General features: G+C 39.1%; 11 protein-coding genes and 1 pseudogene. 10 read left to right on the top strand and 2 right to left on the bottom strand.

Going from position 1 to position 13,909, the window contains the following annotated elements:
• Positions 1 to 1,351: 1,351 nt before the first annotated feature.
• The 9 genes and pseudogenes from ACFINU_RS04775 to ACFINU_RS04735 form a co-directional block, all read left to right on the top strand.
• Positions 1,352 to 1,918, top strand: a complete 567-nt coding sequence (locus ACFINU_RS04775) for a hypothetical protein (protein ID WP_375617924.1) — start codon at positions 1,352 to 1,354, stop codon at positions 1,916 to 1,918.
• A 1,452-nt stretch (positions 1,919 to 3,370) separates the two neighbouring features.
• The gene (locus ACFINU_RS04770; RefSeq protein ID WP_375617923.1) at positions 3,371 to 4,315 is read left to right on the top strand and encodes a YopJ/AvrA family T3SS effector serine/threonine acetyltransferase; all 945 of its coding nucleotides are present in this window, start codon (positions 3,371 to 3,373) and stop codon (positions 4,313 to 4,315) included.
• A 334-nt stretch (positions 4,316 to 4,649) separates the two neighbouring features.
• Positions 4,650 to 5,594, top strand: coding sequence for a YopJ/AvrA family T3SS effector serine/threonine acetyltransferase (locus tag ACFINU_RS04765; protein WP_375617922.1), 945 nt, complete (start codon positions 4,650 to 4,652; stop codon positions 5,592 to 5,594).
• Between the two features lie 334 nt (positions 5,595 to 5,928).
• Positions 5,929 to 6,855 (top strand): YopJ/AvrA family T3SS effector serine/threonine acetyltransferase, encoded by a 927-nt coding sequence (locus ACFINU_RS04760; protein WP_375617921.1) that lies wholly within the window; start codon positions 5,929 to 5,931, stop codon positions 6,853 to 6,855.
• 628 nt (positions 6,856 to 7,483) lie between these two features.
• Complete coding sequence (locus ACFINU_RS04755; protein WP_375617920.1) at positions 7,484 to 8,146, top strand: lysozyme; 663 nt, start codon at positions 7,484 to 7,486, stop codon at positions 8,144 to 8,146.
• Positions 8,143 to 8,379: a hypothetical protein gene (locus ACFINU_RS04750; protein ID WP_375606489.1), complete on the top strand. Its 237-nt coding sequence runs from the start codon at positions 8,143 to 8,145 to the stop codon at positions 8,377 to 8,379. Before ACFINU_RS04755 ends, ACFINU_RS04750 begins: the two co-directional genes overlap by 4 nt.
• Positions 8,303 to 8,515 carry a hypothetical protein gene (locus ACFINU_RS04745; RefSeq protein ID WP_375617919.1) on the top strand — a complete coding sequence of 71 codons (213 nt, stop codon included), beginning with the start codon at positions 8,303 to 8,305 and terminating at the stop codon, positions 8,513 to 8,515. The genes ACFINU_RS04750 and ACFINU_RS04745 overlap by 77 nt, the downstream gene beginning before the upstream one ends.
• Positions 8,508 to 8,720: a hypothetical protein gene (locus ACFINU_RS04740; protein ID WP_375617918.1), complete on the top strand. Its 213-nt coding sequence runs from the start codon at positions 8,508 to 8,510 to the stop codon at positions 8,718 to 8,720. The genes ACFINU_RS04745 and ACFINU_RS04740 overlap by 8 nt, the downstream gene beginning before the upstream one ends.
• Before the next feature lie 503 nt (positions 8,721 to 9,223).
• A pseudogene (locus tag ACFINU_RS04735) lies at positions 9,224 to 9,354 on the top strand (integrase); the annotation flags it as partial.
• A gap of 808 nt (positions 9,355 to 10,162) precedes the next feature.
• Here ACFINU_RS04735 and groL read toward each other — a convergent pair.
• Entirely contained in the window at positions 10,163 to 11,806 is a 1,644-nt protein-coding gene (gene groL / locus ACFINU_RS04730; protein WP_375606493.1) for a chaperonin GroEL, read from the bottom strand.
• A 58-nt stretch (positions 11,807 to 11,864) separates the two neighbouring features.
• Positions 11,865 to 12,161 (bottom strand): co-chaperone GroES, encoded by a 297-nt coding sequence (groES, locus tag ACFINU_RS04725; protein WP_005774667.1) that lies wholly within the window; start codon positions 12,159 to 12,161, stop codon positions 11,865 to 11,867.
• A gap of 227 nt (positions 12,162 to 12,388) precedes the next feature.
• Here groES and fumC point away from each other — a divergent pair, with 227 nt between their 5' ends.
• On the top strand, positions 12,389 to 13,777 hold the full coding sequence (gene fumC / locus ACFINU_RS04720) for a class II fumarate hydratase (protein ID WP_375617917.1): 1,389 nt from the start codon (positions 12,389 to 12,391) through the stop codon (positions 13,775 to 13,777).
• Positions 13,778 to 13,909 lie beyond the last annotated feature (132 nt).

The following is a 13,909-nucleotide window of genomic DNA, read 5'->3' as shown; positions in this document are numbered from 1 at the left end:
CGTCTTGATCAAGAGGACTGGCAAAATGTGTGATGCTATAGACTTTCTTCTTCACAAGCGTAAAAATGGAAGTGTGCAATAGATTTTATATTATTCAAACTTTATATGGATTTCATTGGGGACTTTATCGTTATACCCTTCATGAGCACCCTTGCAAAATGGGCAAAAGAGAGCCCTAAGACATGGCTCTTTAAAAAGCAACACAAAACAAAGTCAAACAAGCAACCGATTATCCAGTATGAAAAACGTGCGACAAACAACCTTAATCCTCATTTGAAAGCTTCTTAATCAAAAAGGCTTCATTTTAAAAATTCTTCATTAAAGATGAAATATCTCACAGCCCCTACATTCATCAAGGCATCTCCTATAAAAGCATCTTTTTATAAAGGCATTTTCCACTTATAAAAACAGCTTCTTTCGATAATGCATTCCGTCCTTTAAACGACATCCCCTCGTCTTATGATGAGATCCATTAAAACGGAGATTTTTATACTCTATAAAGGATACTCATAAAGGATACACCAAACAAAATAGCGAGATCATTCACAGTTTATTTTAAGCCGATAAACGATATTTTATTTGAAAATATAGGGTATCTTATGCTACTATAATAGAATGCGGAGGTTTGCTTTTTGCCGCTCTCTGCCACTCAACAGAAGACAATATATCTCCTATAAAGGATAAAAGTATGCTTAACAGCGTGATGTATATCAAATATCTTGGGAAAGCGCCCAACAACAAAAAAATAAGAGAACCCAAATAAAAAAGCTTCCAACTTAAGAAAACAATGACCTTTCAAAAGTGGAATTGAAAAATTTCCACAAAGCGCTCGTGAAAAAAGAGATAAATAATCCCATTAGAAAAAACTTCCTATTAGAAAGACGATGACATGCCCTTGAAATCCATTGTTATTTTTTCATTCACATTTGACAAAAATTTTCCTTCAATCTCTCAAGAGAATTCAACTTCTCAAGAACAGTTAAGAAATATTTAGAAAGCAAATAATCCGCTATCAATAAAAAATAAGCATGATAGGGGCGGAAAATAAGACTGATAGGGATAAGATAAAAAAGGTAAGAAACCACCTTAAAGATGATTTTTTCGCCCCACACCGTTGCTTTTCTTTGCATTTAAAACGCCTTTAGTATCGTTTGTTTTTTGATCTGCAACGGCTAATATTTCCCAGTATTTGCTCACTCCCCCAGTATTTTCCTCCTTTTAAGTATTTTCCCCCTCTTAAGTATTGGCTCCCTTTTAAGTATTTGCTCCCCCCAATATTTGCGCCAAGTGCTTTTTACATCACTGTCCCCCATCAACAGACAGTTTCTTTTTCATTCAAATGGTTAAGTTCATGAAAATACGTAAAAAACGCGGTAGATCGAGAATAACAGGAAAGCGAGAGCCCAATAGCTGTATTTCACGTGCCCAAAATTCCAGCGAATCTGCGCTTCAATCTGCGATTGAAATGCGTGCAAAACACTTTGGTTTAAGCCTCGAAGAAGCGAAAAATCCGCTTGTCGGAACCTATATTGGGCGTCTTTGTTTGCTTGGCTATAAAGAGGCTTCATCAGGCATCAGTAAAGAGCAATATGACACGGCGCAACAATACTTGCAAATTAGAAACGACTATTTATGTGCAAAAGGTTTACCAAACGGTTATTATGATGGTTTTATGCACAGCGCATCAGATGAGAAAGCAAAAAAGCAATGGGTCCAAAGAGCAACGGAACACTATGAAGATATGCAAGAAGCGATTAAAGAAGCACAATATCTACATCGTCAACACAACTTTCATGCGGCATTACACTATCTTGTTATAGAAGATCAACCGCTGCCTAATCTTGTTGGTTCGTTGCGTATTATTCTTGATGCCCTTTATAAACATTTTGACAGTTCTACCCAAAAGAGCCTTGGCTAAAACACCCATCATTTTCTCCCCCTCACAGGATAAAGATTCTCCCCCTCCTTTATAACATGCCTCTTTATAACCAGCGCCTTTATAAAGTCCCCCTTTGGCAAGTGACACTTGAGATCCACTGAGCATGCCCTTTCATAAAATTTCATGGGTTAACAAGCTTAAAAATATCCACCACGCCCTTTAAAAAAATACTTCAACTGTCAAAGAGACTTAACCTTATATCTACCCATGCCTCACTTATCCATGCCTCAAAGGACAATATTTCACGGCATATTCACGGCATGGGCAGGATAAATATTGCCCCCTCTTTAAAACAGCAACATTCTCCCCTCTACCCCCCATTGTAACAAATCACCCTCATCATACGCTTCCCCCAATATCGCGACATCCTTAGCTCTTCAGATAATTCATTATCGTCATTTTACGTCTTTTCTTGTACAATTCTATATGGCTCTTCTGATCTTATGACGGACAAGAGCTATGGCTTTTATTTCAGCATAATCTGGGTTTCTCATTCAAGATAAATAACGATAAAATATCCACTATAAATCAATAGCTTATCATTAAAATAACCCGTTTTTTTTGACACAATTAAAAGCATCATCCTTTAAAGGAAAGAAAAAGCCCCTACCAACAATCTCCTCCATCATCAACAACGTATACCAGCAATCATCCCACCCCCATCACACCACCACTAATACGACAGCCAGCACAGCCCCAATCACCCTCACAAATCGCCAACACCTAAAGCTTTGCCCCAGCAACACCTTCCAGCCACCGCCTTCCCAATTTCATCAATAAAATACCACGGATTTCAAAACCACAATTTTCCCTTCATCTTGTCCCCTCCTTTCTCAAAGGAGAAAATGTTTTTTACCACATCAAAAACTTTTCCATTAAAACAAGATATTTTGCTACATAGCCAATGAATGAGCTTTTTTCTGTAGATTTTTTCCCGCGATAAAGGAAGAAAAATTATCGTTTTGCGGTTGACAGAATATGAAAAATCGTATTTAATGGTAGATGCGGTAAGGGGTTTTCTGCGTCCAGATTTCATCATAAAATTTTCGTATTATTATAGGCTGTTATAAAACAGTGTGTCTCGCGACAATGTTTAAAACTTTACGGTTTGAAGGTATCTTTCGTCTTTTTCTGACTGTTTTCTTTTGCATCACCCAATTTGCATCACCAACAACTCTATAATTTTGAGATTTTCAAAACAAGCCGTATTCACGGGCTCCCAATAGAACGCCCTAATAACCCCCCATAAAATACCAATATAATACATCACAGCAATGATGAGCAATACACGCATAAAAATATGAAAACGGCATCATTATGCTCTCATCGCCTCACCTTTCAAGATGCAAAGGCTTGTTTTTCAAAACATTGTTTAGCCAGAATTGAAGAAGATAATATCACTTATCGATCATCAACATAGAGGCTAAGATTATGAAGCCACAAGATTCTCCCCCACCTCATTCCTCACAAACACCAGAAGGAGCAAGTGCACCTGAAGGAGCGCATGCAAATGCATCATTAGACACTCTTACTACACATTTAGAACAGCTTAACATTGAAAAAATAAAAAACACCCCTTTCAACCGTGCAGAGTTAAAAGATATTGTTGCTGGTTTAGAACAGCATAATGCCGATGGCAGTTGGATCAAAAATTATTATGATATTTTAGATCTTTACATGATGCCAGCCTTGGTCGATCAAGCAAATCGTAAATATCCAGAGATGAATCTCAAACTTACAAGCCCCCCTGACGGCTTTGCCCTTGCACTCAAAGAAACGCTCGAAAAGGGCATAAAATCTTCTAGGCTGATCGTTAACGCACAAGATAGGGGAATTCATTTTGCGGTTGTCGATCATCAAACCATTGATAATAAAACATCTTTGATCTTTTTTGAACCGACCTTACTGCGTGACACGCTTCCCGCATTACTTGCATTAAGGACGCGACAATCCATTGAACATCACCAATTTCCGAATATTCATTTTGCCATGGTAGAAATGGATATTCAACGAAGCTCCTCTGAATGTGGGATGTTCAGCTTAAGCCTTGCCAAAAAGCTTTATCTCGAAGCTCAAAAATTAGAAAGACTACACAAAGATAATATTAAGGGTGTGTTATGTGAACCAGACACGCCTTTACCTGCTGAAAAATTAGATCCATATCTTCCAGCTCGTTTATACAAACACGTGCAAGGCAGAAGACGTCTTAAGGAGTATTTAACAGCCAACCCAGAAGCAGCACAGGAGAAAGTAAACAAAAAAGGCGAAACCCTAACCGAAAGATTTGAGAGAAGCCTGGTAGCAACAGAGACAAAAACTGTTTCTGTTTCACAACACAGAAAAAGAGCCACAGAATACAAATCTCTAATGATGTAATAAGCGTTTTGGCCATAGCCATATTCCACATCCACAAAGAATGAAGCTCTGTAGCTTTACGGTAAGGCATAAATTGCTGTTAGCAAATCTTCTTTTCCCTTTGAAAGAGGTAAAGATGCAAACAGTAAGCAACGTGATCTCTTAAAAGATAAAAAGATACCTTACCTTTGACTCTGAAAAGCGTGGGATTTTGTCTTTCGTAATAAATTTTTTTTAATAAAGATGATTTCATCTCTTTGTTTTTTTTAGTTAAAAATCTTTCCTGCAAACATTGTTTAGCCAGAATTGAAGAAGATAATATCACCTATCGATTATCAATATGGAGGCTAATAGTATGAAGCCACAAGATTCTTCCCTCCCTCATTCCTCACAAACACCAGAAGAGGCAAGTGCACCTGAAAGGGCGCATGCAAATGCATCGTTAGACACTCTTACTGCACATTTAGAACAATCCAGTAGTGAAAAAGGCAAAAATATCCCATTCAATCGTAAAGAATTAAAAGATATTGTTGCCCGTTTAGAGGATGATATCTCAACGGGTCGTTGGTTCACAGCTGATTATGCAAGTACAGACCTTAAGCTAATGCCAGCCTTGGTAGATCAGGCAAATCGTAAATATCCCGACATGCGTCTTCAATTGGCAGCGTCATCTCACGACTTTGCCCTTGCACTCAAAGAAGCCATCGAAAACGGCGTTCAATCTTCTAGATTTATCATTCACACAAAGGATAGGGGAATTCATTTTGCGCTCATTGATCATCAAACCATAGAGGACAAAACATCGGTGATATTTTTTGAACCTACAACATTTAACAATATGAAACCAGCAGTACTCGCATTAAGGACGCAATTGGCCCTTAAAGCGCATGAATTGCCCAACTGTTCTTTTGCCATGGCAGAAATGGACATTCAACGCAGTTCCTCTGAATGTGGAATGTTTTGTTTAGCGCTTGCTAAAAAGCTTCATACCGAATCTGCTAAATTAGAAAGACTGCACAAAGATAATATTAAGGGTGTGTTATGTGAACCAGACACGCCTTTACCTGCTGAAAAATTGGATCCATATCTTCCGACCACTTTTTACAAACACGTGCAAGGAAGAAGACGTCTTGGGGAATATCTAAAAGCCAATCCAGAAGCAGCACAGGAGAAAGTAAACAAAAAAGGCGAAACCCTAACCGAAAGATTTGAGAGAAGCCTGGTAGCAACAGAGACAAAAACTGTTTCTGTTTCACAACACAGAAAAAGAGCCACAGAATACAAATCTCTAATGATGTAATAAGCGTTTTGGCCATAGCCATATTCCACATCCACAAAGAATGAAGCTCTGTAGCTTTACGGTAAGGCATAAATTGCTGTTAGCAAATCTTCTTTTCCCTTTGAAAGAGGTAAAGATGCAAACAGTAAGCAACGTGATCTCTTAAAAGATAAAAAGATACCTTACCTTTGACTCTGAAAAGCGTGGGATTTTGTCTTTCGTAATAAATTTTTTTTAATAAAGATGATTTCATCTCTTTGTTTTTTTTAGTTAAAAATCTTTCCTGCAAACATTGTTTAGCCAAAATTGAAGAAAATAATATCACCTATCGATGATCAATATGGAGGCTAAGATTATGAAGCCACAAGATTCTTCCCTCCCTCATTCCTCACAAACACCAGAAGGAACAAGTGCAAATGAATCTTTAGAAGACCTTATTGCACGTTTAATGCAAAGTTCCATCCAAACAGAAGAAGAACATGTTGCACCGAGTTCTGACGAATTAAAAGATATTATTACAGGCTTAGAGAGAGATCTTGTCACCGGCCGTTGGATTAACTCTTATTATGAAAACACAGATATTAGATTGATGCCGGCTCTCGTAGAAAAAGCAAACAGCAAATATCCAGAAATGAATCTCAAATTGGCTCTTACAGCAGAAGAGTTTTCGCACGCACTAAAAGAAGTCGTTGAGAGCGACGCAAAATTTGCCCGATTTATAGTCAATTCAGGAAGCAAAATCCACTTTGCCGTCCTTGATTATAAAAAAGTTGATGACAAAATCTCTTTGATTATGCTTGAACCTACAACCTTTCAGAATATCACGGCTTGCAAACTAGGGATAAAAATAAATCAAACCCTTCAATGTCTTCAACTGCCTCCTTATTCTTTTACCACGGCAGAAATGGATATTCAGCGAAGCTCTTCTGAATGCGGGATGTTCAGCTTAAGCCTTGCCAAAAAGCTTCATCTTGAATCTGATAAATTAGCAAGATTGCACAAAGATAATGTTAAGGGTGTATTATGTGAACCCAATTCATCTTTATCTGCTGAAAAGTTAGATTCCTATCTTCCAACCACTTTTTATAAACACACACAAGGAAGAAGACGTCTAGAACACTATTTAAAAGCCAATCCCGATGCTGAACATGAAACAGTCAACAAAAAAGGCGAAACCCTGAGGGAGAGATTTGAAAAAAACTTAAGAGAAACAGAGGGAAAAACTGTTTCCGTTTCCTCCCACCAAAAAAGGCTCACTGAATACAAATCTTTAACGATGTAAGTGAGGCTTTTTCCATATTCCTATTCATCAAAGAACGAAGAGAGGCTGCTTTACAGCTAAGATTTTTCTAAGCAAACCAGCTTTTGCGTTCATAAAACAAAAATAGCAAACAACTTTCCTCTTAAAGAAAAAGCACCATTGTCCTATAAAAACCAGCCCCTCTTAAAATTGTATCAAAATTCCACAGCTCTTGTTAGCCCAAAGCTCTGTGTAACAATGAGACTCTTTGGATAAGCAAAACGTTTGATACATAAAATATTTAATGCTTTCGTCTTCAGTAAAAGCATATGTCTTGTTTTTCTGAGAGTATCCACTTCGTATCTCAAACACCCCCACATCAATGCCATACGACCAAACAACCGCAATAGACCACACTTATCGTGCATCAACCCAACAGCTGCCCGCACCCCAAGAAGGCTCCATCAAAAACACCAGCCCAACCATTATTCCACTTGACCAACCATTACCCCACTTGGCCAACCATTCCCCATTCCCTAAGATGTCACAACCAACCTTTTGATTTCATAAAAGTTTCACATCTCTTCTGTTTTTGAAGCGTGAAAAAATTCATTTTTAATCTGTCAACCAGCCTCACGTTACCGTGAGGCTTTATTTTATGGAGAAGCAAATGAGAAAAATATCAGCAGCAGGGCTTGCACTCATTAAACAATGGGAAGGATTGCGTTTACATGCCCATAAAGATGCCATCGGGGTGTGGACAATTGGCTATGGTCATACCAGCACGGCTGGCAAACCGTTCGTTCACAAGGGCATGATCATTACTGAAAAACAAGCAGAAGAAGTTCTTTCTCAAGATTTAAGACAATTTGAAAATACCGTTGAAAAACATGTGACGGTTTCTTTAACGGATGAACAATTCGCCGCGCTCGTATCGTTTTGCTATAATATAGGAACATCGGCTTTTTGTAATTCGACCCTGCTCAAAAAACTCAATAATGGCGAATATGAAGCCGTCCCTGCTGAGTTACAAAAGTGGACTAAAGCAGGAGGAAAACGTCTTCACGGTTTAGTGCACCGTCGTGCAGCAGAATCGGGATTATGGGCAAAAGGGGCTTATGTTTCTCCCAACTACCAAACTGTAGAAACGCAAGCTCCAATGGGATTTTTCAAAGCAGAAGCGCTTACACCGATTATTGGTTCTTTTTCTGGACTTGGGGGCTTATTGGCAGGCAATGGTCCCATCCAATGGGCATTAGCAACCATTATGGTTTTAGCCGCCTGCGTTGGCATTTTCTTTGTGGCAAAACGGTTTCGGGAGCAGAGCTTATGATGTGGTGGTTGAAAAAAAATCTGATGATAACAGGAGCGGCTCTGACCGCTTTTTTTATCGCTTTAGCAAAAGCTTTCACTCTTGGAAAGAAAGTTGAACAACAAAAGCAAATAGAAAAAACGCTAAAGTCATCAACAACACGGCTAGAGGTGGAAAATGAAATTAATCAAAAAAGTGATGCTGATGTACGCGCTTCTCTTACTCACTGGTTGCGCGATAAAAACAATCAATAAGCCTTTTTCTTGCGTTGGTTGGATGCCCATTTATTTAGACAAAAAAGATCTCAATATCATCAGTTCAAATCTCGCAAGAGATATTTTAAAGCATAACAAACAAGGGGAAGGCTTGTGTGGGTGGAAACATGGCTAGAAAAAAAACAGAAAAACAAACAGAGCTTACAGAAAAGGAAAAAGAAATCCTACAAGAAATCATCACAACGTATAAAAGTGTAAAAATGATGTCACGCTATACGAAGTGGATTATATTCATCATTTTCTTATTAGCACTTGATTTTTCACGGATCATAGATGTGCTGGGAAGTATTTTTACACAAAAATCGAATATTCAGCTCTAAAATAAATAAAAAACGTGAGACGTGTTAAATCTTTTAAAAAGATAAAAAGCCATTCGTTATTTTTTGAAAACATGGAGATTTTATTGATGATTTTTTCACGTCTCACGAGAATTTTTTACACGCCTCACAAACATCCTGCTCTTCACAAACACTTTCATGAAATGAATTTAGGGGTATGAAGAGAGATTTTTAACCAACGCGTAAGTCAGCAACTTTGGTAACATAAGAAAAGGATCATACCAACATACATTTTTTTAATAATCTATTGATATCCAAATGATTTTATACTCTTCATAAATAGCATAGCCAAGAATTTTGTATTACAAAATATTTCTTTTAAAGAAGCGCATAAACAAGTAATGTAATGGGAGCCTTACATAAAACCTCTTATCTTTACGTTTAATAAAAAAGCAAGCTGGCTCCTCTCTGCCTCTCAATGCCCCCCAATTCCCACCCTCTCAATGCCCTTATGTCCTATGCATAAAGGTCAAGTTGAAGAGAATATATGGAAAATCCTTGGCTCGAAAATATGAAAAGAAAGCATGAGGCTACAACAGAGTTTCGCGTGCCTTTATCATCAGAAGCATTAAAAATTCTAACACAAGCGCGCCTATTGTCTCGTCATGATTTTTTCGGCTACCTATCATGGTCCCCTTAGCTCAAAAATTGCTCCCCACTTAAGAATTTTCTGTCACAATATAGGCAACAAACAGAACTTGAGTATAACAACATGGGTTTGGCTCTAGGTGATGAGCTTACCGAAAAAAGATGAGAGCAAGGCGAAAAATTAGCTTTTATCTTTAAGCTTCTCAAATGGAGCAGTCTCCTCATTCCCAAAACTACCCAAACAGAAAAATGCTTGTCCCAGTATATAAAAGCCCTTTAACAGAGCAAACCCTTATTTTTTTCATACAAAAGCTTGAAATACCAGCATCTTATTCATAAAAAAACAAACCAGCCCCATCATGCTCTTTTCAACTCTGTCTTTCCAACGCTCAATAGGTACTAACTCTTAACTACTGACTCTTCTTAACTACTGACTTTTAATGATTACGTTGGTTCATAAAAACCGTAGTGACCTCTCACCCTATGAAGCACAAACACAGGATTTTTTAACGGGGCATGCATAAACCTGAAATGAAAAAACAGAACTGTATTAGGAATAAATGATTATAAATCAAAGAGTTATATTTTTATTAGCACAATATTTTCAAAGGAAACCACGATCCCCGCACAATAGAAACATTTCATAAAAACAAGAGAAAAAGCCAAGAACCGAGAATGAGATTCATTCACAATAACGGTAGATCAACCAGTGGAGAATAGAACAATCCTATAAGATAAAGAAACTGTCATAAAAGGAAAAACTGTATGAAACGTGAAAAAGCATAAAAAAACGGGCCCAGAAGACCCGTTTCTTTATTATTTCTATGGAAAAGAGCTTAGAAATCCATTCCGCCCATTCCACCCATTCCGCCAGCAGGCATCGGAGGCATTGGTGTATCTTTCTTTGGAACTTCAGCAACCATTGCTTCTGTTGTGATCAGAAGGCTCGCAATTGAAGCCGCATTCTGAAGAGCAGAACGCACAACTTTCACAGGATCAACAATTCCCAAAGCAATCAAATCACCGAATTCACCAGTTGCGGTATTGTAACCATAAGTGTCAGCATTATTTTCCAGCACTTTTCCCACAATAATAGCAGCTTCTTCACCAGCATTGCTTGCAATCTGGCGCGCTGGTGCTTGTAGAGCACGACGAACGATACTAATACCAGCTTCTTGGTCAGGATTACTTCCCTTAACGGTCAACGCATTTGCTGCACGCAACAATGCGGTACCACCACCAGCAACAATACCTTCTTCAACAGCAGCACGTGTTGCATTCAAAGCATCATCAACACGGTCTTTCTTTTCTTTCACTTCAACTTCTGTTGCACCACCCACACGGATAACAGCAACACCACCAGCGAGTTTAGCAAGTCTTTCTTGCAATTTTTCACGGTCATAGTCAGAAGTTGTTTCTTCAATCTGAGCCTTGATTTGATTGACGCGAGCAGTAATTTCAGCCTTTTGTCCAGCACCATCAATAATGGTGGTGTTTTCTTTAGAAATATTCACTTTCTTTGCACGTCCAAGCATATCCAAAGTGACATTTTCAAGTTTAATGCCCACATCTTCAGAAATAACCTGTCCGGATGTCAAGATAGCGATATCCTCTAACATTGCTTTACGACGGTCACCAAATCCAGGAGCTTTTACAGCAGCAATTTTCAAACCACCACGCAATTTGTTGACAACGAGCGTTGCCAAAGCTTCACCTTCCACATCTTCAGCGATAATGAGAAGTGGTTTTCCAGACTGAACAACAGCTTCAAGCACAGGAAGAAGAGATTGCAAATTAGACAATTTCTTTTCGTGAATGAGAATGTAAGGATCATCAAGATCAGCGACCATTTTCTCAGCATTTGTGACAAAATAAGGGGAAAGATACCCACGGTCAAATTGCATTCCTTCAACGACTTCTAATTCTGTTTCAGCAGTTTTAGCTTCTTCAACGGTAATGACGCCTTCATTGCCCACTTTTTCCATAGCATCAGCGATCATTTTACCGATTTCAGCAGCGCCATTAGCGGAAATTGTTCCCACCTGTGCAATTTCTGCTGAAGTTTGGATTTTTTTTGCTTTTTTGAAGAGGTTTGCCACCACTTCTTCAACAGCAGCATCAATCCCACGTTTAAGATCCATTGGGTTCATGCCCGCAGCAACAGCTTTAACACCTTCTTGCACAATAGCTTGTCCTAAAACAGTTGCTGTTGTTGTTCCATCACCAGCGATATCATTGGTTTTAGAAGCAACTTCGCGCAACATTTGTGCACCCATATTTTCGAACTTATCTTCCAGTTCGATTTCCTTTGCAACGGATACACCATCTTTTGTGATGCGAGGCGCACCGAATGATTTATCAATCACCACATTGCGACCTTTAGGGCCGAGTGTCACCTTAACAGCATTAGCAAGGATGTCGACACCGCGCAACAAACGCTCACGCGCTTCACGGCCAAATTTGACTTCTTTAGCAGCCATTTAATTTCTCCTTGGAGTTTTCTCAAAATAGTACACAATGAAAAATTAAGCGCTTCAATTAGCCCATAATTCCCATAATGTCAGATTCTTTCATAATGAGGAGGTCTTCCCCATTAATCTTGACTTCAGTTCCAGACCATTTTCCAAACAAAATACGGTCTCCTGTTTTGACTTCTAAAGGCACGCGCTTTCCGTTATCATCGAGAGCGCCATTGCCAACAGCAATCACTTCGCCTTCTTGGGGTTTTTCTTTTGCTGTATCAGGGATGATAATCCCACCAGCCGTTTTATTTTCAGATTCAACCCGACGGACAACGACACGGTCGTGAAGTGGGCGGAATTGTATATTAGCCATGTTTTAAATCCTTAAAACTGAACATAATTGCATTAATCTTAAAAGTTCTTGCTAGCACTCTCAAACTACGAGTGCTAGCATGTGTTAGATATAAAATCGGCATCTCTCAATGTCAAGAATAGCCATAAAAATAATTTCTCTAAATGAAGCTTCAAAGTCTTGCCTCTTATTGCACTTTCGCGTTATCTATCTTTTTTGAGAACCCGTGAACAAAAAAGGATCTTATCATGGTTGAAACACGTCAGGAAACGGATAGCTTTGGAACGATTTCGGTACGTCAAGATCGTTATTGGGGCGCACAAACTGAACGTTCTCTGCATAATTTTAATATTGGCAGTGAAAAGCAGCCTCTTGCCATCATCTATGCTTTAGTCCTTGTCAAAAAAGCAGCAGCGATTGTAAATATGGACAAAGGAAAACTACCAGAAAATATTGGAAAAGCAATTATTGCCGCCGCTGATGAAGTGCTTGCTGGCGATTTTGATACACATTTCCCACTATCCGTCTGGCAAACAGGTTCTGGCACACAAAGCAATATGAATGTCAATGAAGTCATTGCTAATCGTGCTAGTAAGATTTTGGGAGGAAAACTTGGAAGCAAAAAACCAGTTCATCCCAATGACCATGTCAATATGAGCCAATCATCGAACGATTCCTTTCCCACGGCGCTTCACATTGCCACCACGTTGCAAACACGCCAACACTTATTGCCAATCCTTGAAGCTCTTATTGCGACATTAAAACAAAAAGAGCAAGAATTTGCAGATATCATTAAAATCGGCCGCACCCATACCCAAGATGCAACCCCTTTAACCTTAGGGCAAGAATTTTCAGGCTATCGTGCCGCATTAGAAGCCAATCTTCAACGCATTGAAAATGCTCTAACCGATGTCCAAACGCTTGCTCAAGGTGGTACGGCTGTTGGCACAGGGCTGAATGCGCCAAAAGGTTTTGACGTTGCTTTTGCGCAAACAGTGAGCACTCTCACAAGAATAACATTCCAAACTGCCAGCAATAAATTTGAAGCACTTGCCCATCATGGCGCCCTTGCGCATTTCCACGGAAGCTTGAATGCTCTCGCTGCTGATCTGTTTAAAATTGCCAATGACATTCGGTTTTTAGGCTCTGGTCCACGTTCTGGTTTAGGGGAACTCAGTCTTCCTGAAAATGAACCCGGATCTTCTATTATGCCCGGCAAAGTTAACCCCACGCAATGTGAAGCCTTAACCATGGTTGCATGCCAAGTTTTTGGTAATCACACCAGCGTAACCTTTGCCGCAAGCCAAGGACATTTTGAACTCAACGTTTATAAACCTGTTATTGGCTATAACGTTTTACAATCAATTACCCTTCTTGGTGATTGCATGCGTTCTTTTGATATGCATTGCATTCAAGGATTACGGGCCAATCGTGTTCATATTCACTCGCTCATGGAGCGCTCACTCATGTTAGTCACAGCTCTTGCACCAGAAATTGGCTACGAAAAAGCTGCTGAAATTGCCAAAGCAGCACATAAAAATGATACAACTTTGCGCACCGAAGCATTAAAAGCAGGCGTTTTTGTAGAGGATTATGACCGATTAGTTAATCCCAAAAAGATGATTGCTCCCCAATAAACAACCCACTAAAAAAGATGCAAACATCTTAAAACAAATCTTTTTGTCAAAAGATCGGGGTGTAAACACCCCGATGATGACCGATAACAATTACCCACAGCGTTCATTTTAGGCTCTGATCCGCATTTATGC

It is taken from the genome of Bartonella sp. AC130YNZD (assembly GCF_042196865.1).
GTDB lineage: Bacteria > Pseudomonadota > Alphaproteobacteria > Rhizobiales > Rhizobiaceae > Bartonella.
This window is presented reverse-complemented; position numbering and strand designations above follow the sequence as displayed.

What these genes read in the sequence shown, in the direction of transcription:
- fumC (WP_375617917.1), top strand. Translation starts at nt 12,389, where the DNA reads ATGGTTGAAACACGTCAGGAAACGGATAGCTTTGGAACGATTTCGGTA.
- ACFINU_RS04745 (WP_375617919.1), top strand. Translation starts at nt 8,303, where the DNA reads ATGAAATTAATCAAAAAAGTGATGCTGATGTACGCGCTTCTCTTACTC.
- ACFINU_RS04740 (WP_375617918.1), top strand. Translation starts at nt 8,508, where the DNA reads ATGGCTAGAAAAAAAACAGAAAAACAAACAGAGCTTACAGAAAAGGAA.
- ACFINU_RS04770 (WP_375617923.1), top strand. Translation starts at nt 3,371, where the DNA reads ATGAAGCCACAAGATTCTCCCCCACCTCATTCCTCACAAACACCAGAA.
- ACFINU_RS04760 (WP_375617921.1), top strand. Translation starts at nt 5,929, where the DNA reads ATGAAGCCACAAGATTCTTCCCTCCCTCATTCCTCACAAACACCAGAA.
- groES (WP_005774667.1), bottom strand. Translation starts at nt 12,161, where the DNA reads ATGGCTAATATACAATTCCGCCCACTTCACGACCGTGTCGTTGTCCGT.
- ACFINU_RS04755 (WP_375617920.1), top strand. Translation starts at nt 7,484, where the DNA reads ATGAGAAAAATATCAGCAGCAGGGCTTGCACTCATTAAACAATGGGAA.
- ACFINU_RS04775 (WP_375617924.1), top strand. Translation starts at nt 1,352, where the DNA reads ATGAAAATACGTAAAAAACGCGGTAGATCGAGAATAACAGGAAAGCGA.
- ACFINU_RS04765 (WP_375617922.1), top strand. Translation starts at nt 4,650, where the DNA reads ATGAAGCCACAAGATTCTTCCCTCCCTCATTCCTCACAAACACCAGAA.
- groL (WP_375606493.1), bottom strand. Translation starts at nt 11,806, where the DNA reads ATGGCTGCTAAAGAAGTCAAATTTGGCCGTGAAGCGCGTGAGCGTTTG.
- ACFINU_RS04750 (WP_375606489.1), top strand. Translation starts at nt 8,143, where the DNA reads ATGATGTGGTGGTTGAAAAAAAATCTGATGATAACAGGAGCGGCTCTG.